The organism is Stenotrophomonas sp. BIO128-Bstrain (genome assembly GCF_030128875.1).
Taxonomy (GTDB): Bacteria; Pseudomonadota; Gammaproteobacteria; order Xanthomonadales; family Xanthomonadaceae; genus Stenotrophomonas; species Stenotrophomonas bentonitica_A.
In genome coordinates this window covers 466,442-486,476 of sequence record NZ_CP124620.1, presented here as the reverse complement: position 1 = coordinate 486,476, position 20,035 = coordinate 466,442, and the positions used below count along the sequence as shown (strand labels likewise).

At 67.2% G+C, this 20,035-nt stretch carries 14 protein-coding genes; 2 read left to right on the top strand and 12 right to left on the bottom strand.

Going from position 1 to position 20,035, the window contains the following annotated elements; translation table 11 throughout:
* Nucleotides 1-50: 50 nt before the first annotated feature.
* The 10 genes from pbpC to prpB all read right to left on the bottom strand — a co-directional run bounded on the left by pbpC (nt 51) and on the right by prpB (nt 16,540).
* The gene (gene pbpC, locus POS15_RS02020; protein ID WP_284128881.1) at nt 51-2,426 is read right to left on the bottom strand and encodes a penicillin-binding protein 1C; all 2,376 of its coding nucleotides are present in this window, start codon (nt 2,424-2,426) and stop codon (nt 51-53) included.
* A gap of 53 nt (nt 2,427-2,479) precedes the next feature.
* Nucleotides 2,480-7,399 (bottom strand): alpha-2-macroglobulin, encoded by a 4,920-nt coding sequence (locus POS15_RS02015; protein ID WP_284128880.1) that lies wholly within the window; start codon nt 7,397-7,399, stop codon nt 2,480-2,482.
* 134 nt (nt 7,400-7,533) lie between these two features.
* On the bottom strand, nt 7,534-8,991 hold the full coding sequence (locus POS15_RS02010) for a bifunctional 2-methylcitrate dehydratase/aconitate hydratase (RefSeq protein ID WP_046272707.1): 1,458 nt from the start codon (nt 8,989-8,991) through the stop codon (nt 7,534-7,536).
* Between the two features lie 20 nt (nt 8,992-9,011).
* The gene (gene prpF, locus POS15_RS02005) at nt 9,012-10,202 is read right to left on the bottom strand and encodes a 2-methylaconitate cis-trans isomerase PrpF (RefSeq protein WP_284128879.1); all 1,191 of its coding nucleotides are present in this window, start codon (nt 10,200-10,202) and stop codon (nt 9,012-9,014) included.
* Entirely contained in the window at nt 10,199-10,633 is a 435-nt protein-coding gene (locus tag POS15_RS02000; RefSeq protein ID WP_284128878.1) for a type II toxin-antitoxin system RelE/ParE family toxin, read from the bottom strand. Before POS15_RS02000 ends, prpF begins: the two co-directional genes overlap by 4 nt.
* Nucleotides 10,596-10,853, bottom strand: coding sequence for a type II toxin-antitoxin system ParD family antitoxin (locus tag POS15_RS01995; RefSeq protein WP_019186079.1), 258 nt, complete (start codon nt 10,851-10,853; stop codon nt 10,596-10,598). The genes POS15_RS02000 and POS15_RS01995 overlap by 38 nt, the downstream gene beginning before the upstream one ends.
* 41 nt (nt 10,854-10,894) lie before the next feature.
* Entirely contained in the window at nt 10,895-11,611 is a 717-nt protein-coding gene (locus POS15_RS01990) for a hypothetical protein (protein ID WP_284128877.1), read from the bottom strand.
* A 97-nt stretch (nt 11,612-11,708) separates the two neighbouring features.
* Nucleotides 11,709-14,324: a Fe/S-dependent 2-methylisocitrate dehydratase AcnD gene (gene acnD / locus POS15_RS01985; RefSeq protein ID WP_284128876.1), complete on the bottom strand. Its 2,616-nt coding sequence runs from the start codon at nt 14,322-14,324 to the stop codon at nt 11,709-11,711.
* 139 nt (nt 14,325-14,463) lie between these two features.
* Nucleotides 14,464-15,621 carry a 2-methylcitrate synthase gene (gene prpC, locus POS15_RS01980; RefSeq protein WP_123730477.1) on the bottom strand — a complete coding sequence of 386 codons (1,158 nt, stop codon included), beginning with the start codon at nt 15,619-15,621 and terminating at the stop codon, nt 14,464-14,466.
* A gap of 28 nt (nt 15,622-15,649) precedes the next feature.
* The gene (gene prpB, locus POS15_RS01975; protein ID WP_284128875.1) at nt 15,650-16,540 is read right to left on the bottom strand and encodes a methylisocitrate lyase; all 891 of its coding nucleotides are present in this window, start codon (nt 16,538-16,540) and stop codon (nt 15,650-15,652) included.
* A gap of 157 nt (nt 16,541-16,697) precedes the next feature.
* Here prpB and prpR point away from each other — a divergent pair, with 157 nt between their 5' ends.
* Complete coding sequence (gene prpR / locus POS15_RS01970) at nt 16,698-18,320, top strand: propionate catabolism operon regulatory protein PrpR (protein WP_284128874.1); 1,623 nt, start codon at nt 16,698-16,700, stop codon at nt 18,318-18,320.
* Here the strand turns inward: prpR and pdxH are convergent, their stop codons facing one another.
* Nucleotides 18,321-18,920: a pyridoxamine 5'-phosphate oxidase gene (gene pdxH / locus POS15_RS01965; protein WP_046272701.1), complete on the bottom strand. Its 600-nt coding sequence runs from the start codon at nt 18,918-18,920 to the stop codon at nt 18,321-18,323. It lies immediately after the preceding gene.
* 41 nt (nt 18,921-18,961) lie between these two features.
* On the opposite strand from pdxH, the gene POS15_RS01960 reads away from it, so the two are divergent.
* A complete protein-coding gene (locus POS15_RS01960) occupies nt 18,962-19,789 on the top strand; it encodes a D-glycerate 3-kinase (protein ID WP_019186072.1) in 828 nt (275 codons plus the stop codon).
* A gap of 27 nt (nt 19,790-19,816) precedes the next feature.
* Here the strand turns inward: POS15_RS01960 and POS15_RS01955 are convergent, their stop codons facing one another.
* Entirely contained in the window at nt 19,817-20,020 is a 204-nt protein-coding gene (locus POS15_RS01955; protein ID WP_019186071.1) for a dodecin family protein, read from the bottom strand.
* Between the last annotated feature and the right edge of the window lie 15 nt (nt 20,021-20,035).

Below are 20,035 nucleotides of genomic sequence, written 5' to 3'. Positions count from 1 at the left end.
GTGCAATGCCGGCCAGCGGCCGGCACTACCGGCGTCTTCGCGGCGCGACGTCAGCGCAGGATACGGAACCGCACCTGCGTCCAGGCACCGTCGGCGGCCAATGCGGTCAGCGTGTGCTCGCCCACCTCGTCGAAATCACGCTGGAACAGTCGCGCGCCTTCGGTGCGGGCGATCCAGCGGTCGTCCAGCAACCAATCGACCGTGGTCTCATTGCCCAGCGCCCGCAGTTGCAGGCGCACACCGTGTTCGGCATTCGGTGCGCGTGCGAGGGTGGCGCGGTCGTTCAACCCTTCGATGTGCAGGGTGCCACCGCTTTCACGCCCATCGTCGCTGCAATCCGGCGACAGGGCCGGCAACTGCGAGGCCTGGCGCTGGGCCTGCGGCAGCCACGGTGACAACAGCGCCGGCCAGCGCGCGATCTCGCGCTGCTCTGCTTCGTGCGGCCGACTGCACTCGGGCGACAGCCGCAGCCCGGTGCGCGCATCCACCTGGAACCGCTGCAGACCCGGTTGCCACAGCCGCGCCTCGCGCTCGGCAAAGGTCGGCGGCACCACGCCATCCAGCACGAAGGCCGGCATCCGCCGTTGGCATAGTGTCGCTGCAGTCTGTTCGGCGAGCCCACCGGTGGGCCAGCAGATGTCGGTCTGCGCCACGCTCGCCGACATCGGTGCCGCGCTCGCATCGCCGGCCTGGCGCGGCAGACTGTCGACCACTTCAAACATCAACGGCAGGGCGGTCACCGCACCGTACTGGCCGGGCAGCGGCGTGCCATCCGGTCGCCCGACCCAGACGCCCACCGTGTAATGCCGCGTGGTGCCGATCGCCCAGGCATCGCGGTAGCCGTAGCTGGTGCCGGTCTTCCAGGCCACGCGCGGGCGGCCGGTGACATCAAAGGTACCGGTGCCGTAGCCCGGGCGTGGATTGGACTCGAGCACCTCCCGCGTGATCCACGCCGCGCCGGGCGACATCAGGCGCCGCTCGATCACCGCATCCCCGGCGGTGTAACGCACCCGCCCGGCGATGCCGTTGCGGTTGAACGCGGCGAAAGTACCGACCAGATCCTCCAGCCGCGCACCGGTGCCGCCGAGGATCAGCGACAGGTTCGGCGCACTGCCGTGGGGAAACCGCAGGTTGATGCCGGCATGCGACAGGCGTGCGGCGAAACGGGCCGAGCCGACCCGGTCGAGCAGGTCCACCGCGGGCACGTTGAGCGACAAGCGCAGGGCCGTGGCGGCACTGACCGGCCCGTTGAAGGCCGCATCGAAGTTGCCGGGGCGATAGCCGCCAAAACTCTGCGGCGCATCCACCATCAGGCTTTCGGAATGGATCAGGCCATCGTCCAGCGCCATGCCGTACAGGAACGGCTTGAGCGTGGAGCCCGGCGAGCGCCACGCCTGGACCATATCCACATGGCCCAGCCGCTGCTTGTCACCGAAGGCCACCGAGCCGACGTACGCGCGGGCTTCCAGCGTGCGGTTGTCCACCACCAGCAGCGCCGCCGAGGTGCGCTCGGGCAGTTGCGAAAAGTACGAGGACACCCGTTCCTCCAGCGTGCGCTGCAGGCCGATATCCAGCGTGCTCTCGATCCGCGCGGCCCGTGGCTGTGCCGAACGCAGGCGCTGGGCGAGCAGTGCGGCATGCAGCGGCGGCTGCAGGGCGCGGGTGACCACCGGTTCGATGCGGGCGTCGTCGACCTCCTCGCGTGACCACACACCGAGGGACACCATGCGTTCGAGCACCTTGTCGCGCGCGCGTTGGGCCGCTTCCGGGTGGCGGTCCGGGCGCAACCGGCTGGGTGACTGCGGCAGCACCGCCAGCAACGCCGCCTCGGCGTGCGAGAGCTGCGAGGCCGGTTTGCCCAGATAGGCCCAGCTCGCCGCTTCCACGCCTTCGATGGTGCCACCGTAGGGCGCACGCTCCAGGTACAGCGCCAGGATCTGAGTCTTGCTCAGGTGCAGTTCCAGCTGCACCGCGCGCAGCAGCTGCTTGGCCTTTCCCCAGGGCGTGCGCGTATGCGGATCGAGAATACGCGCGACCTGCATGGTCAGGGTTGAACCACCGGAGACGATCCGCTGCTCGAACAGCCATTGCTTGCCGGCCCGCAGCAGCCCCCACGGATTGATACCCGGATGCCGCCAGAACCAGCGGTCTTCGTAGTTCAGCAGTGCCTGCAGATACAGCGGCGACACACTGTCGGCCGAGGCCGGGTAGCGCCACACGCCGTCGGCATCGGCGAACGCGCGCAACGGGGTGCCATCGCGCGCGACCACCAGGGTGCTGGTGTCACGCTGCCTGGGCAGCGGTGGCGGAAACGCGAGATCCAGCACCAGCAGCAGCGTGAGCACCGCAGCCGTACCCCAACGCAGGTACGGCAGCACGCTGCGTAGCGCCGACGCCCACCACCGCTTGGAAATAAGAGACGTCATGTCAGGTCAGCAACGAGGCAGGCGGGCCGTCAGGCGGACGGCCCGCCCTGCGATCAGGGCTGCACCACGGTCAGCGATGCCGGGAGGCTGCGCCCTACGCCGCGCAGGTCCGGACGGTACATGTCCTCCACCAGCGGTGGCGGCACGCGGTAGGTGCCCGGCGTGACCGCACGTACCAGGTAGAACACCTTGGCGGTGCTGCCACGGGAGAGTTTCAGCGCGGCCACATAGCGATCGTCGCGGAACTCTTCGTGCTTGATGTTGGCCGCATCGCCGCGGTCGTTGACGCTCAACCCATCGACCGCCACATCGGCCCACTGCTTGGCATCGCCCAGGTTGAAGTTCTCGATCTCCAACCCGGCCGGCAGCAGATCGGTCAGCAGTGCATCGGGCATGTCCACATTCGGGGTGACACTGACCCGCACGATCAGGGCCTCGCCTTCCTTCAGCGGACGCGGCGTCCACGGCTTGCCGTCGGTGGTGTACCAGCTGCGCTCCACGCCCAGCGTGCGGCTGTCCGGTTCCGGCGGGTTGCGCGGAATGCCGGCCACTTCCAGGCTGGCGAACATCGGCGGCTCCCCCTGCGGGGTGAAGCGCACGCCCTTGGCCAGCGCGGCGTAGTCGAAGCTGCGGCCGAACATGCGGCGCGCCGAGATGCTCTCGCTTTCGCCACCGACCACCAGCTCACCGGATACCAGCTTCTTCTGGTTGGCCGACAGCGCCTTGCCCATGCGCGCCAGCGCCACCTGCTCCTGGGTGCTCAGCCACATCCAGCCACTGTTGCGGCGGGCGTCCAGCGCGCGGCCGAGATCGACCGCACGTGCATCGTAGGCCGGCTTGGACAGCTTGCGCTCGTGCAGCAGTGCGATCATCAGCGCGTCATCGCGCACCGCGCTGCCGTAATCGCCGAAGTAGGCCGGACGGTCGTCCGCGCGCTTGGCAAAGCCGGCGGCAATGGCCGCATCGCCGCGCTTGTGATCGCCCTGCAGCGACAGCGCGATGCCCAGGTGCACCAGCGACAGGCCGGTCAGTGATTTGCTGCGCTCGTTGTCATACAGCGCGCGCAGTGTCCCCAGCGGCGCACGGTTGACCCGGGCCAGCACGTAGCCCGAATAGGCCTGGTTGGCGAACCTCAGGTTCTCGCGGCGATCCTCGCCATAGAACTGGTTGCCACCGGAGAGCAGGTCTTCGCTCAGCCGGTTCAGTGCCTTCTGCAGCACGTTGTCCGGCACGGCGAAGCCGGCCTCCTTGGCATCGAGCAGGAACTCGGCGATGTACGGGGTCAGCCAGGGGTTGATGTAGCCGTCGTCGCCCCACATCGAGAAGTTGCCGTTGGCGACCTGCATCGAGGCCAGGCGGCCGAACGCACCTTCCATGCGCTCGCGGCGGGTCTTGGCATCCAGCCCGTCCGCTCCGAGCATGGCCGAGGTCGCCTCATCCAGCATCAGCGCGGCGTAGCCCTTGCTGGTGGTCTGCTCGGCGCAGCCATACGGATAATTGAGCGCGCCGTTCAAGGCACTGGCGAACGGAATCGGCGGCAGCGCGCTGACCAGCATGCGCGCGGTCACCGAGTCGTTCATCAGGCCATCGGCCAGCCCGGCTTCCATCGTGACCGCGGCCAGCGGATCCAGCGTGCGGGTCTGTGCGCGCAGTACCTGCGGCCACGCCGCGCGCACCGGCAGGTCATAGCGGCGATCGACCTTGAAGCCGTTGCCATCCACGCGTACGCGCACCTTGGCTACCGTGTAGCCCTCGCGCGCGGTCAGCGGGAAGCTCAGCGTGCTCTTGGCGTCGGCGTTGAGCTTGAGCGTGCGGCTGGACTCGCCCAGGGTGAGCGGCCCGATGCCATCCACCTGCACCTTGAACTCGCCCGGCGTGCCGGTGAAGTTCTGCACGTCCAGGGTCACGGTGCTGGTATCGCCGGGCGCCATCACGCGCGGCATGCTCGCCTCGGCCAGGATCGGCGCGCGCACCACGGTCTCCACGTCACGCTTGCCATACTGGTCATCGGCATACACCAGCGCCGACACACGCAGGGTGCCGTTGAAGTCCGGCACCTTCAGCGCGACCCGGGCGATGCCCTTGGCATCGAGCTTCACCGGGCCGGAGAACAGGTCCACTGTCTGCACGCGCGCGGTCGGGCGCTTGGCCTGCGGCATCGCCGCCAGCGCCATGTCGCCGCCGAACTTCAACTTGCCGCTGCTGCCGTCGAAGCTTTCGATCACGCGGCTGTAGATGTCATAGGCATCCACACCCAAGCGGCGCTGCGCGAAGAAGTGCGCGGCGGCATCGGGCACCGGGAAGCGGGTGATGTTGAGGATGCCCACATCCACCGCCGAGACGGTCACATGCGCGACCTTGCCGGCCAGCTGCGGGGCACTCACGGTGACCGGCAGCGTCTGCTCCGGACGCATCTGCTTGGGTGCGACCAGGCCGACCGCGATCTGGCGTGCCTTGCGGTCCATCGGCACATGCACCACGCCGACCGCACGGGCCGGGGTGATCTTGCTCGGGGCACTGCCGCCACGGAACACCAGTGCGGTGATGTAGACGTCGTGGCGTTCCCACTCGGCCGTGACCGGAATGTCGTAGGTGCTGCCCGGCTTGGCGTCGATATCCTGGACGTAGAGCATCTTGTCGCTCTCGACCATCAGCACGCCCTTGCCGGCATGCGGCGGGGTCACGGTGACGCGCACGGTATCGCCGGCCTTGTAGCCGGTCTTGTCCAGGGCCAGCTTGACCTTGTCCGGGCGCGCATCCAGGCCGCGGTTGTCGTCGTTCCAGCTCCAGCCGGCGTTGAACGGATAGCGGCTGGTCAGCCCGGTGGCCGGGTCGAACACGTCCAGCCGGTACTCGCCCCACTCCACCGGGAAATCAACACCGACCGCGGCACTGCCGGCGTCGACGGTACGGGTGTCCTTGTTCTCGAAGCGACGGGTGAAGTCGTAATCCCAGCGGTTGTCGTTGAAGGTCCAGTGATAGTCGCGCAGCTCGCGCACCAGCGTGACCTTCAGGCCCTTGGCCGGCTGCGGCTTGCCCGCCGCGTCCACGCGCATCAGCTCGAAGCGCGCCGTGCTGTTGGCGTCGGCGCCGTCCTTGGGATCGAACAGCGGGCGCACACCGACCAGGGCGGCTGCTGGCCACATCACCCGCTTCAGGGTGCGGGTCACCGTGCGGCCACCGGTTTCATACACGCTGCCGGACAGTACGACGGCGATCGGCGCGGTCGGCTTCACCTCGGCCGGCAGCTCCACGTCCTGGCGCAGCTTGCCGTCGGCCGGGAACTCGGTATCGATGACGTCACGCGCCTCGCGCGGCAGCGCGGTGGTCGGGTCGCCGAAGAAATAGCCCGGCAGCGACTCGACCGGCGACTGTTCGGCCGCCACGGCCAACCGTGCGGTGAAGCGGTTGCCGTCAGCCGGTGCACCGTACAGATACGCGGCATCGGCCTGCAGTTTGAGCGGCTCGCCCGGCTTGAGCGTCTTCTGGGCGCTGTCCAGGTCCAGCTTCATGCGCTCGGGCAGGAATTCCTCGATGCGCAGGGTCATGCCCTGGATCGCTTCCTTGCTGGCCGGGTTGGTGCGGAACTCCACCTGCCAACGCCCAGTTGGCGCTTCGGCCGGGATCAGCTGTTCGAAGCTGAAATAGCCCTGCTCGCCCGGGGTCAGGCGGGTCTCGCGGAAGGTCTTGCCGTCGGGCTGCTTCAGGCGCAGGAACACCGGCTGTGGCTTCACCGGCTTGCCGTCGTTGTCGCGCAGGAGGGCGGAGATGCGCACGGTCTCGCCCGGGCGGTACAGATCGCGGCCCGACCAGGTGAACACGTCGAACCAGGCGTTGTCGCGCCCGGCCACGGCGAACTCGCTCAGGTCCAGCGCGGGCTGGTTGAACGGCAGCATCGAGGTGTCACCGCCACTGCTGGCGATCAGCACGTGGCTGGCATCCAACGTGTAATTGAGCAGCGCATTGCCATTGCCGTCGGTTGCGCCTTTGAGCACCACCTCGCCTTTTCCATCCAGGATGCGCAGCTCGATTTTCTTCAGCGACGCTCCGCTCTGCAGCGAGGCGGTGTGCACGAACAGTTTGTCCTTGTAGGCGCGCGTATGCAGGCCGATGTCGCTGACGGTGAAGAAGGCGGTGTCGTACTCACCTTCGAACGAACCGCTGCGCTTCATCACCGCGAAGTACAGGCCCGGCTGCTGCAGCTCCTTGATGTCCTGGGTCGGCAGGTAGGTGAGCACGCGCTCGTTCTGCTTGCCGCCGATCACGAAGCGGTTGACGTAGACCGGCTCGGCCAGCTGCGACATCGGCGTCTTGTCACCGTAGTCGCTGTCCAGCTCCCAGCTGCCGCGGCGGCCGCCGCGCTGGTACTGGCTGAAGAAGTTCGGCAGTTCCTTCTCGCGCACGCGCAGGAACTCCACGTCCACTTCCGGCACGTTGACCGAGACCACCGGCAGGCCGCGGCTGTCCTTGGCCGGCAGCACGCTGCCCTGTGAAGCAAACCCGGCCACCGGCTTGAGCTCGCCGGTGAAGACCTTCTGGCGCAGCTCCTTGCCGATCCGGCTGCCATCGGCGGCGAGCAGATCGGGGGAGACGATCAGCGAGTATTCCTTGGCCGCTTCCACGAACGGATAGCGCAGGGTCTTGCCGTCATCGGACAGCGACCAGCTGCTGTCCTCGGTGCCGACCTTCTCGGCGAAGCGGACCAGCGCATCGAAATCCTGGGTGCCGACCAGCGGGCGCGAGAACTCCAGCGCCAGCGACAGGCCGTCACTTTTCTGATCGGGGTAGGCCCGGACCAGGGTGAACTCGGTGATGGCCTCGGCCTTGGCCGCGATCGGTGCGCCGGACGGGGCTGGCAGCTGGCCACTGTCGTTGCGTTTGCAGCCCCCGACGCCGATGGCCAGGCCGACGACCAGCGCCAGGCCTGCGATTCCCTTCCAGCTCCACTGCCCGAACCGACTGCGGCTAGCCATGACGTCACTCCTTGAACAAGGCGGCCAGTATACGGGCCGTCCCGGTCCGTCCGGAGGGCGGGGAGCCCTGCCAGTGCGGGCGTCATGGTGGGCGGGCAGGTGCGCGGCGGACGGCAGCCGACCAACGGTCGGCTCTACGTGGCGAGGTAGAGGTCCACGTACTCGTGGACGGGCATTGCCTCCAGCGCGACCGGGTCCAGCGAGGCCTCGAGGATCTGGCGCTGCTGCACGGTCGGGAACACCCCGGCCAGGTGCCGGCGGAACTTGTCCTCCAGCAGCGGGATGCCCTCGGCCCGGCGCCGGGCGTGGCCCAGCGGGTACTCGACCACTGCGTCCACCGTGCTGCCGTCAGAGAAGGTGACGTGCAGCGCGTTGGCGATGCTGCGCTTGTCCGGGTCCAGGTAGTCGGCGGTGAACTGCGGGTCTTCCACGCAGGTGATCTTCGCCCGCAGCGGATCGATGCGCGGATCGGCAGCGACGTCATCCTCATAGTCCTCGGCGACCAGCCGGCCGAAGATCAGCCCGATCGCCACCATGTACTGCACGCAGTGGTCGCGGTCGGCCGGGTTATGCAGCGGGCCGGGCTTGTCGATGATGCGCAGGCAGGCCTGCTGGGTGCGCAGGGTGATCTGCGCGATGTCCTCGCTGCGTTTTCCGGTGGCGCGCATCTGCGCATGCACGTCCATTGCCGCTTCGACCGCGGTCTGGCCATGGAACTCGGCCGGATAGCTGATCTTGAACAGCACGTTCTCCATCACGTAGCTGCCGTACGGCCGCTGGAAGCGGAACGGCTGCCCGCCGAAGGAGACATCATAGAAGCCCCAGGTCGGCGCGGTCAGCGCGCTGGGGTAACCCATCTCCCCGGCCGCGGCCATCAGCGACAGGCGCACCGCACGGCTGGTGGCGTCGCCCGCCGCCCAGCTCTTGCGCGAGCCGGTGTTGGGCGCGTGCCGGTACGTGCGCAGCGACTGCCCATCCACCCACGCCAGCGACACGGCATTGAGCATGCGCTCGCGATCCAGGCCGAGCATATGCGACACGACCGCCGTGGAGGCCACCTTGACCAGCACCACATGATCCAGCCCGACCCGGTTGAAGGCGTTCTCCAGCGCCAGGCAGCCCTGGATCTCATGCGCCTTGACCATCGCGGCGAGCACATCACGCATGGTCAGCGGGGCGCGCCGCAGCGCCTCGGCATTGCGGCTGAGCCAATCGGCCGTGGCGAGGATGCCGCCGAGATTGTCGGAGGGGTGCCCCCACTCCGCCGCCAGCCAGGTGTCGTTGAAATCCAGCCAGCGAATCATCGCGCCGATGTTGAAGGCCGCCTGCACCGGGTCGAGCTCGAACCGGGTGCCGGGCACGCGTGCCCCGTTGATCACGCGCATGCCCGGCACCACCGGCCCGAGCAGCTTGCTGCAGGCCGGGAACGAGAGCGCGGCCAGCCCGCAGCCCAGCGTATCGATCAGGCAGTGCCGCGCGGTGGTATACGCCAGCGGCGAGCTGACCTGATAGTCGCGAACGTAATCGACGATGTCGGTCAGGACCGTGTCCCATGGTGGGCGCTGGTTGCTGTGGCTGTCATGACCGGACATCGTGATTCTCCTGTTGGGTGTTACAAGGTCGTCGCGGGCACCCGTACGGCACCGTCCATCAACACGCGGGCACTGCGGCTCATGATGGCCTTGGTGACCGCCCACTGACCGTCAACGAGGGCCGCCTGCGCGCCCACGCGCAAGGTGCCGGAGGGATGACCGAAGCTCACCGATTCGCGCTCGCCGCCCCCGGCGGCCAGGTTCACCAGGGTGCCCGGGATCGCGGCGGCAGTGCCGATGGCGACTGCGGCAGTGCCCATCATCGCGTGGTGCAACTTGCCCATGGACAGCGCGCGTGCGTGCAGATCGATATCACCGGCCGCGATCTGCTTGCCGCTGGAAGACACGTAGTCCTGCGCCGGGGCGACGAACGCGACCTTCGGCGTGTGCTGGCGGGTCGCGGCCTGCTCGATGGTCTCGATCAGCCCCATGCGCACCGCGCCGTGCGCGCGGATCGCCTCGAAGCGGGCCAGTGCGGCCTTGTCCTCGTTGATCGCCGGCTGCAGTTCGGTGCCGGTGTAGCCCAGGTCGGCTGCGTTGAGGAAGATGGTGGGAATGCCGGCGGTGATCATCGTCACCTGGAAGCTGCCCACGCCGGGCACGTCGAGCGTGTCGACCAGATTGCCGGTCGGGAACATCGACCCGCCCTCGCCGTCGCCATCATCGGACGGGTCGAGGAACTCCAGCTGGATCTCCGCCGCCGGGAAGGTCACCCCGTCCAACTCGAAATCGCCATCCTCCTGCACCTGGCCGTCCACGATCGGCACATGCGCCAGGATGGTCTTGCCGATATTGGCCTGCCAGATCCGCACGGTGCACAAACCGTTGTGCGGGATCCGGGCCGGGTCAATCAGTCCGTTGCTGATCGCGAACGGGCCGACCGCGGTGCTGAGGTTGCCGCAGTTGCCGCTCCAGTCCACGAAGGCGGTCTCGATCGAGACCTGGCCGTACAGGTAGTCCACGTCGTGATCCGGCACCGACGGCGCGGAAATGATCACGCACTTGCTGGTGCTGGAGGTCGCGCCGCCCATGCCATCGGTGTGTTTGGCATACGGATCGGGCGAGCCGATCACGCGCATCAGCAGCGCATCGCGGGCGGGTCCCGGCACCTGCGCCGCGGCAGGCAGATCGGTCAGCTTGAAGAACACGCCCTTGCTGGTGCCGCCGCGCAGGTAGGTGGCAGGGATGCGGAGCTGGGGGAGATGGGTCATGAAATCATGTCCGTGCAGGATGGATGGGGACGAGCGGATGCGTCATCCGCTTGAATGGCGCTGCGTGCACCGGAGGACGGTGATGGCGTCTGATCCATCAATGCATCGAGCCCGCGCGAGGTATCCCAGACGCGAAGGATGTCAACGCGGTCCGGAAGGTCAAGGTAATAGACCAAATAGCGATCAAAGATGGGCAAGATCACGAATCGCAGTGGGACCGGCAGGTCATCGCTGACCCAAGCGTGCCGAGCGGACCCTGACCCAGGAAATGCCGCGTTCCGCAGCAGTGTGGCATCCACCGTCGCGATGAACCGTTCGCCCAGCGCCAACCCTCCCTGACGCGCGAACCAGAGCGCAGCGTCGGCCACGTCCTGTTCCGCGCGTGGCCGCCACTCAATCCGCTTCACGGTCCAACCGCTCTGCCAGGTCACGGCGCATCCGCTCGAAAGTTGCCGAGGTGACCGGGGCACTTGGGCCAGACGCCAAGCCCTCCGCAATCAACCTGCGCAGCAGCTCTTCGGCCTTTTGCCGCTGGCGCTGGCGGATCAGGTCGCGCACGTAGTCGGACGTACTGGAGTACCCCCCCTGGCTGACTTCCTCATCGACAAACTGCTTGAGCGGATCGGTGAGCGAGATGTTCATCGTGGCCATGATCAGACCTCTTTGGCAATTTTTGCCATAAAAGTGTGCACCTACATCTCATTGATCGCAACTCCGCCTCGTTCATCCCGCCGCTTCGCTGTTTCGGCCAACGCGCTACGACGCTCCCAGCGGAACAGCCACAGGATGATCAGCTTGGTGCTCCCGCTGACCACGGCCAGCAGCAGCAACGGCCAGCCCAGACGCAGGCCCATGGCGAAGGCGAACACGATGGTGGAGATGTCCATCAGCAGGATCAGCTGGCTCATCCGCAGCGACACCGCGCCCGTGCGGCCGGAGCGCCAGATCAGCAGGATCTGGTGCGCATAGCCCTGGGCCAGCAGCGCGGTAACGGCCACGATCATCGCCGATGCGAGCACGCGGCCCTCATCCACGTGACGCTGCCCCCACACCAGGCCCAGCAGTGCGCACAACAGCGCCACGCACGCCACGACAAGGCTGGCGGTCGCAGCGCGGCTGCGCCGGTCCGTCCAGATCTCTCTCAGGATCAGCAACATAAGCACCGAGGCAAGCAGGCGCGGCCACACGATGAAGTGGTTGAACGGCTGGATGCTGTAGCCGTAGACGAAGAACGACAGGTAGGCGAGGAAACCGACCGTGAACTGGTTGAGCGACAGGATATCGGTGGCGACTGCGCCCGCCGTCGCGCTCGCGCGGCGCTGCCACACCTTGCGCAGCTGGGCCCACACACCCACCAGGCTCAGCAGGATGAAGGCGGTATTGATCGCGCCCGCCACGGTGTAAAACATGTCGCCGCCTGTCCCGGTTATTGTGGAACCTACGCGCCGATGGCCCCATGCCAGCGACGCGCCAGGCCCGCACCTCGCGGGCGGGCCTGGCATACCGTCACATCACCTGCGCCGATTCCAGGAAGTCCTGGGCGAACCGCTGCAGCACGCCGCCCGCCTCGTAGATCGAGACCTCTTCAGCGGTATCCAGGCGGCAGGTGACCGGCACCCGCAGCTGTTCACCGTTGCGGCGATGAATGACCAGGGTCAGCTCAGCACGCGGCACACGCTCGCCGAGCACGTCGAAGGTCTCGGTGCCGTCGATGCCCAGCGTCTTGCGGTTCACGCCTTCCTTGAACTCCAGCGGCAGCACGCCCATGCCGATCAGGTTGGTGCGGTGGATGCGCTCGAAGCCTTCGGCCGCGATCGCTTCCACACCGGCCAGGCGCACGCCCTTGGCGGCCCAGTCACGCGAGCTGCCCTGGCCGTAGTCGGCACCGGCGATGATGATCAGCGGCTGCTTGCGGTCCATGTAGGTTTCGATCGCTTCCCACATGCGGGTGACCTCGCCTTCCGGCTCCACGCGCGCCAGCGACCCCTGCTTGACCTGGCCATCAACCACGGCCATTTCGTTGATCAGCTTCGGGTTGGCGAACGTCGCACGCTGCGCGGTGAGATGGTCGCCACGGTGGGTCGCATAGGAATTGAAGTCTTCCTCGGGCAGGCCCATCTTGGCCAGGTACTCACCGGCCGCGCTGCTGGCCATGATCGCGTTGGAAGGCGACAGATGGTCTGTCGTGATGTTGTCGCCCAGCACCGCCAGCGGGCGCATGCCGGTCAGGCTGCGAGCACCGGCCAGCGCGCCTTCCCAGTACGGCGGGCGACGGATGTAGGTGCTCTGCGGGCGCCAGTCGTACAGCGGGCTGATCGGTGCGCCATGTTCCACCTTGAAAGTGAACATCGGGTCGTAGACCTTGCGGAACTGCTCCGGCTTGACGCAGGCCTTGACCACCGCATCGATCTCGGCATCGCTCGGCCACAGGTCCTTCAGCGTGATCGGGTTGCCATCGGCATCGTGGCCGAGCGCGTCCTTTTCGATATCGAAGCGCACCGTACCGGCGATCGCATACGCCACCACCAGCGGCGGCGAGGCCAGAAACGCCTGCTTGGCGTACGGATGGATGCGGCCGTCGAAGTTGCGGTTGCCCGAAAGCACGGCGGTGGCATACAGGTCGCGGTCGATCACTTCCTGCTGGATCTTCGGGTCCAGCGCGCCGCTCATGCCGTTGCAGGTGGTGCAGGCGAAGGCCACGATGCCAAAGCCCATCTGCTCCAGTTCGGTCAGCAGGCCGGCTTCTTCCAGGTACAGCTGCACGGCCTTGGAACCGGGCGCCAGCGAGCTTTTCACCCACGGCTTGCGGGTCAGCCCGGCGCGGTTGGAATTGCGGGCCAGCAAGGCGGCGGAGATGACGTTGCGCGGGTTGCTGGTGTTGGTGCAGCTGGTGATCGCGGCGATGATCACGGCGCCATCGGGCATCAGGCCATCGGCCTGTTCCTGCTTGCCCGAGGCCAGCTTGCCTTCGTCGGCGATGCCGCGCGCGGCCAGGTCGGTGGTCGCCACACGCTTGTGCGGGTTCGACGGGCCGGCCATGTTGCGCACCACGCTGGACAGGTCGAACTGCAGCACGCGCTCGTACTGCGCGGTGACCAGATCATCGGCCCACAGGCCGGTGGCCTTGGCGTAGGTTTCCACGAGTGCGACCTGGTCGTCCTCGCGGCCGGTCAGGCGCAGGTAATCCAGGGTCTGCTGGTCGATGTAGAACATCGCCGCGGTGGCGCCGAACTCCGGCGTCATGTTGGAAATGGTGGCGCGGTCGCCGATGGTCAGCGCGTTGGCGCCCTCGCCGTAGAACTCGATCCACGCACCGACCACGCGCTCCTTGCGCAGGAACTCGGTCAGCGCCAGCACCACGTCGGTGCAGGTGATGCCCGGCTGCGGGCGACCGGTGAGTTCCACGCCGATGATGTCGGGCAGGCGCATCCACGAGGCACGGCCGAGCATCACGCTCTCCGCTTCCAGGCCGCCCACGCCGATCGCGATCACGCCCAGCGCGTCCACGTGCGGGGTGTGGCTGTCGGTGCCCACGCAGGTATCGGGGAAGGCCACCCCGTCGCGCACCTGCACGACCGGCGACATTTTCTCCAGATTGATCTGATGCATGATCCCGTTGCCTGGCGGAATCACGTCGACGTTCTTGAACGCCTTCTTGGTCCAGTTGATGAAGTGGAACCGGTCTTCATTGCGGCGGTCTTCGACGGCGCGGTTCTTCTCGAACGCGGCCTTGTCGAAGCCCGGGAATTCCACCGCCAGCGAGTGATCCACGATCAGCTGGGTCGGCACCACCGGGTTGATCTGCGCCGGGTCACCGCCGGCATCGGCGATGGCATCGCGCAGGCCGGCCAGATCGACCAGGGCGGTCTGGCCGAGAATGTCATGGCACACCACGCGCGCCGGGAACCACGGGAAATCCAGGTCCTGGCGGCGCTCGATCAGCTGGCGCAGCGAGGCCTCCAGCGTGGCCGGGTCGCAGCGGCGCACCAGGTTTTCGGCCAGCACGCGCGAGGTATACGGCAGCGTGGCATAGGCACCGGGCTGGATCGCATCGACCGCGGCACGGGTATCGAAATAGTCCAGCGCGGTGCCGGGGAGGTTCTTGCGGTACTGAGTATTCATGGCTGGCGATAGCTGCTTGTTGGCGGGCCGGGGCGTCGTGACACCGGCGAAGAAGGAGTAGCGACGCCGCAACGGAGCAGACCGGCATCGCGCCGGCCTGTTCCGCAAAGCACCCGCGAACGGGTGCGGTACGTCGGTCTTACTTGCGCTGGTCGATCGGCACGAAGGCCTGGTCTTCCGGGCCGGTGTAGTTCGCACTCGGGCGGATGATCTTGCCGTCGATGCGCTGTTCGATGATGTGCGCGCTCCAACCGGAGGTACGCGCGATTACGAACAGCGGGGTGAACATCGCCGTCGGCACGCCCATCATGTGATAGCTGACCGCGCTGAACCAATCCAGGTTCGGGAACATCTTCTTGATGTCCCACATCACCGATTCCAGACGCTCGGCGATGTCGTACATCTTGACGTTCTGCTGCTCGGCGGACAGGTCGCGCGCGACCTCCTTGATGATGTTGTTGCGCGGGTCGCTGACGGTATAGACCGGGTGGCCGAAACCGATCACGACTTCCTTGCGCTCCACGCGGGCCTTGATATCGGCCTCGGCATCATCCGGGCTGTCGTAGCGCTTCTGCACTTCGAAGGCCACTTCATTGGCGCCACCATGCTTGGGACCGCGCAGGGCACCAATGCCGCCGGTGATCGCACTGTACATGTCGCTGCCGGTGCCGGCGATGACACGGCAGGCGAAGGTGGAGGCGTTGAACTCGTGCTCGGCGTACAGGATCAGCGAGGTGTGCATCGCCTTGACCCACGAATCCTGCGGCTTCTCACCGTGCAGCAGGTGCAGGAAGTGGCCACCGATGGAGTCATCGTCGGTCTCCACGTCGATCGCACGACCGTTGTGGCTCCAGTGGTACCAGTACAGCAGCATCGAGCCCAGGCAGGCCATCAGCTTGTCGGCGATGTCGCGCGCGCCTGGATGGTTGTGGTCATCCTTCTCCGGCGACACGCAGCCCAGCACGGAGACGCCGGTGCGCATCACGTCCATCGGGTGCGCCGACGGCGGCAGTTCTTCCAGCGCGGCCTTGACCGCGGCCGGGATGCCCCGCAGCGACTTCAGCTTGGTCTTGTAGGCCACCAGCTCGGCGCGGGTCGGCAGTTTGCCGTGAACCAGCAGATGCGCGATTTCCTCGAACTCGCTGGTGTTGGCCAGATCGGCGATGTCATACCCGCGGTAGTGCAGGTCATTGCCGCTGCGGCCGACGGTGCACAGCGCGGTGTTGCCGGCGGCGGTGCCCGACAGGGCGACGGATTTCTTCGGCTTGAAGCCGGGGGCGGTAGTGGTGTCGCTCATGATCCCTCCAGAAAACTAGTGTGCGGTCTTACTTCTTGGCGGCGAACAACGCATCGAGCTGCCGCTCGAAGGCGTGGTAACCGATACGGTCGTAAAGTTCCTCGCGGGTCTGCATCGCCTCCACCACATTACGCTGGTGGCCCTCGCGGCGAATGGTCTCATACACGTTCTCGGCCGCCTTGTTGGCAGCACGGAACGCGGACAGCGGGAACAGATGGATGGCGACGCCGGCCGAAGCCAGTTCATCGCGGCTGAACAGCGGCGTGGCACCGAACTCGGTGATGTTGGCCAGCACCGGCACCTTCACCGCATCGACGAAACGGCGATAGGTGTCCAGATCGTAGGCGGCCTCGGCGAAGATGCCGTCGGCACCGGCCTCGACGCAGGCGATGGCGCGCTCGATCGCGGCATCCACACCGTCCACCTGGATGGCATCGGTGCGCGCGATCAGGAAGAAGTCCGGATCGGTCTTGGCATCGGCGGCGGCCTTGACCCGGTCCACCATCTCCCCCTGCGACACGATCTCCTTGCCCGGCCGGTGACCGCAGCGCTTGGCGCCGACCTGGTCTTCGATATGGCAGGCAGCCGCGCCGGCCTTGATCAGCGACTTGACGGTGCGCGCGATGTTGAACGCGCTCGGGCCGAACCCGGTGTCGATGTCCACCATCAGCGGCAGGTCGCACACATCGGTGATGCGGCGCACGTCGATCAGCACGTCTTCCAGCGTGTTGATGCCCAGGTCCGGCAGGCCCAGCGAGCCGGCCGCGACGCCGCCGCCGGACAGGTAGATGGCCCGGTAACCGGCACGCTTGGCCAGCAGCGCGTGGTTGGCGTTGATTGCACCGATCACCTGCAACGGGGATTCGGCGGCCAGTGCGGCGCGGAAACGGGCGCCAGCGGAGGAAACAGGGGTGCTCATGCGGCATTCCATCGTGGTTGACCGGTGGATAAGCGCAAGGGCCGTGCCAGCTCGCAAGTAACTGATTTCATTGATTCAACACCGGGACGAGGATGTTTCACCTTGAAACATTGAAACACCTGTAACATGGCTGGAACTGAAACACTGAAACACGCCCATGTCGATCAGCCTGCCCCGCCACCGCTCCCGCCTGTCTGATCCGGAAGCCGGCCAGCTGCCGGTGATCTGGACGGTCAGCGTGTCGCGCTTGACCGGCCTGCTCGGCGATGTGATCCCGGAGTTCGACCGCCGCGCCCGCATCGTGCCCATCAACCTCGGCTTCGAGGAGGCGGTGGATGTGATCGGCCAGCGCCTGCGCCGCGAACACTGCGACGTGGTGATCGCCGGCGGCTCGAATGCGGCCTACCTGCGCAGCCGGCTGGAGGTGCCGCTGGTCCCGATCCAGGCCAACGGCTTCGACCTGATGGAAGCGCTGGCGCGCGCACGCCGGATCGCCCCCAGGATCGGCCTGGTCACCCATGCCACCGATGTGCCGACCTTCGGCAGTTTCCAGCACAGCTTCGGGCTGGACATCGAGCATCGCCGCTTCGTCACCCGCGAGGACGCGCGCGACTGCATCGCGGACATGCGCGCCAATGGCATCGAGGTCATCGTCGGCACCGGCATGGCGATCGACCATGCCGAGCAGGTCGGACTGCCCGGCGTGCTGCTGTACTCGGCCGACTCGGTACGACAGGCCTTCGAACATGCGCTGGAGCTGACCCAGACCCTGGCCCGCTCCGGTGCGTCCTCGCTGCGGCGGCGGGCACCGCCCAAGCGACGCGATGCCGACCATGCGCTGCTCGGCGACAGTGCCGCGATGCAGCAGGTGCGCGAGCACATCGCACTGTATGCGCCTTACGACAGCACGGTGCTGATCACGGGCGCCACCGGCACCGGCAAGGAACTGGTGGCGCGGCAACTGCACAGCGCCAGCGGCCGGCGTGGCCGCTTCGTCGCGCTGAACTGCGGGGCGATCAGCGAATCCCTGCTCGAAGCCGAGCTGTTCGGTTACAACGAAGGGGCGTTCACCGGGGCCCGCCGCGGCGGTCGCGTGGGCCTGGTGGAAGCGGCCGACGGCGGCACCCTGTTCCTGGATGAAATCGGCGAACTGCCGTTGCCGCTGCAGACCCGGTTGCTGCGTGTTCTGGAAGAGCGCGAAGTGCTGCGCGTGGGCGCCACCGAGCCGACGCCGGTGGACGTACGCGTGGTCGCCGCCACGCTGCAGACGCTGGAATCACTGGTGGAGGCGCAGCGCTTCCGCCGTGACCTTTACTACCGCCTGGCCGCACTGCGCATCGCGCTGCCGACGCTGCACGAACGGCGAGAGGATGTCCCCTTGCTGGTGAGCCACTTCTTCCGGCAGCTCGCAGGTACGGACGCCCCGCTCTCCGCCGAGGCACTGGCGCGGCTGCGCGACTACCCGTGGCCCGGCAATGTGCGTGAACTTCGCAACATGGTGGACCGGCTGCGCATCCACTGGCAGCAGCAGCCGGGTGAGCTGTCGTTGCCGCAGATGCTGCACTGGCTGCCGGAGCTGCATGCAGTGCACACCGTGCCCGCGAGCCGAGCCACCACCCCACCCGGGGCACTCACCGCTGCAACGGCGGCGCGGCCGGATGCGGACGCACTACAGCAACTGCTGGCCGACTGCGGCGGCAACCGCGAGCAGGCCTGCGCACAGCTGGGGGTTTCGCGGACCACGCTGTGGCGATGGCTGCGCGAGGCGACGCCGGGGTGATTACGGGAACAGCATCCGCTTGCTCCACTGGCCATCGGCGCCGACCTCATAGCACCAGCGCTCGTGCAGGCGGAACTGCGCGCCGTACCAGAACTCGATCCGCTGCGGCACCACGCGCAGGCCGCTCCAGCCGTCCGGGCGCGGCACATCGCGGCCGTCGAAGCTGGCCTCGGTGGTCGCCACGCGTGCATCGAACTCCTCGCGTGAGGCCAGCGTCTTCGATTGCAGCGACGCCCACGCGCCAATCTGGCTCATGCGCGGGCGCGAGGCGAAGTACGCATCAGCCTCGGCATCGCTGACCTGCTCCACCCGCCCTTCGATGCGCACCTGGATGCCGGCCTCGCGCAGGCTGCGCCACAGGAACAGCAGCGCGGCCTGCGGATTGGCCTGCAGCTCACGGCCCTTGTGGCTGTCCAGGTGGGTGTAGAACACGAAACCGCGTTCGTCGAACGCCTTGAGCAGCACTGTGCGCGCCGAAGGCTGGCGGTTCTGGTCGGCCGTGGCCACGGTCATCGCATTGGGTTCGACTTCCCGGCTCGCCTTGGCTTCTTCAAACAGCCCGGCAAAGGTGGACAACGCTTCGGCATACAGATCGGTCATGGCGGTTTTCTTGTCACGCGGTTTGGGTTTATTGTCGCTGCATGCCTGCACCTGCGTACATGCCCCCGACAAAAGGTTTTCCGGATGCGCTGGTCGCGCAGGCGCTGGATGACGCATTGAGCTGCGGTGCGGCCATCCCAGTATTGGCGATCAGCGGCCTGCAGGGGAGTGGCAAATCGACGCTGGCCGCCCAGGTCGTGGCGCTGGCGGAAACGCGCGGCCTGCGCGCGGCCATGCTTTCCATCGATGATGTCTACCTGACCCGTGCCCAGCGCCAACGCCTGGCGCGGCAGGTCCACCCGCTGCTGCTGACCCGCGGCCCGCCGGGCACCCACGATCTGGCCTTGGCCCATGCCACGCTGGACGCGGTCGCCGCTGGTGGGCCGGTCGCCTTGCCCCGGTTCGACAAGCTCGCTGACGAGCGCCTGCCGGAGAAAGACTGGACACGCATCGACGGTCCCCTCGACCTGCTGGTGTTCGAAGGCTGGTTCCTTGGCACGCCCGCGCAGGGTGAGGCCGAATTGGAGCCACCGCTCAATGCACTCGAGCGCGAGGCCGATGTGGATGGCCGCTGGCGGCGCTGGTGCAATCAGGCACTGGCCGAGCAGTACCCCGCGCTGTGGCAGCGATGCGACCGGCTGTGGTTCCTGCAGCCGCCGGATTTCTCGGTGATCCCGCGCTGGCGCTGGCAGCAGGAGCAGAACCTGCAGGCCGCCCAGCCCGACCGCAGCAGCATGAGCCGCGCCCAGTTGGAGCGGTTCGTGCAGTACTACGAACGGGTCAGCCGCCAGGCCCTGCGCACCCTGCCGGAACGGGCGGACAAGGTGATCGCGCTGGACGAGCAGCGCCGGATCGTCGCCACGCGCTGACCGGCGCCGGAGCCGAGCCCGCGGCGATCAGCTGACCAGGAAGGTCACGCGCAGGTTCACCCGCCACTCGGTGATGTTGCCTTCGCCATCGGTCACCACCTTGGTTTCATTGATCCAGGCGCCCTGGATGCCTTTGACCGTCTCGGAGACCTTCTTCAGGCCGCTGCGCACGGCGTCTTCGACGCTGGTCTTGGACGAGGCGTTGATCTCGATGATCTTGGCGACAGACATGGTTCGCTCCGGTGG

What these genes read in the sequence shown, in the direction of transcription:
- pbpC (WP_284128881.1), bottom strand. Translation starts at nt 2,426, where the DNA reads ATGACGTCTCTTATTTCCAAGCGGTGGTGGGCGTCGGCGCTACGCAGC.
- POS15_RS02015 (WP_284128880.1), bottom strand. Translation starts at nt 7,399, where the DNA reads ATGGCTAGCCGCAGTCGGTTCGGGCAGTGGAGCTGGAAGGGAATCGCA.
- POS15_RS02010 (WP_046272707.1), bottom strand. Translation starts at nt 8,991, where the DNA reads ATGTCCGGTCATGACAGCCACAGCAACCAGCGCCCACCATGGGACACG.
- prpF (WP_284128879.1), bottom strand. Translation starts at nt 10,202, where the DNA reads ATGACCCATCTCCCCCAGCTCCGCATCCCTGCCACCTACCTGCGCGGC.
- POS15_RS01995 (WP_019186079.1), bottom strand. Translation starts at nt 10,853, where the DNA reads ATGGCCACGATGAACATCTCGCTCACCGATCCGCTCAAGCAGTTTGTC.
- POS15_RS01990 (WP_284128877.1), bottom strand. Translation starts at nt 11,611, where the DNA reads ATGTTTTACACCGTGGCGGGCGCGATCAATACCGCCTTCATCCTGCTG.
- acnD (WP_284128876.1), bottom strand. Translation starts at nt 14,324, where the DNA reads ATGAATACTCAGTACCGCAAGAACCTCCCCGGCACCGCGCTGGACTAT.
- prpC (WP_123730477.1), bottom strand. Translation starts at nt 15,621, where the DNA reads ATGAGCGACACCACTACCGCCCCCGGCTTCAAGCCGAAGAAATCCGTC.
- prpB (WP_284128875.1), bottom strand. Translation starts at nt 16,540, where the DNA reads ATGAGCACCCCTGTTTCCTCCGCTGGCGCCCGTTTCCGCGCCGCACTG.
- prpR (WP_284128874.1), top strand. Translation starts at nt 16,698, where the DNA reads ATGTCGATCAGCCTGCCCCGCCACCGCTCCCGCCTGTCTGATCCGGAA.
- pdxH (WP_046272701.1), bottom strand. Translation starts at nt 18,920, where the DNA reads ATGACCGATCTGTATGCCGAAGCGTTGTCCACCTTTGCCGGGCTGTTT.
- POS15_RS01960 (WP_019186072.1), top strand. Translation starts at nt 18,962, where the DNA reads ATGCCTGCACCTGCGTACATGCCCCCGACAAAAGGTTTTCCGGATGCG.
- POS15_RS01955 (WP_019186071.1), bottom strand. Translation starts at nt 20,020, where the DNA reads ATGTCTGTCGCCAAGATCATCGAGATCAACGCCTCGTCCAAGACCAGC.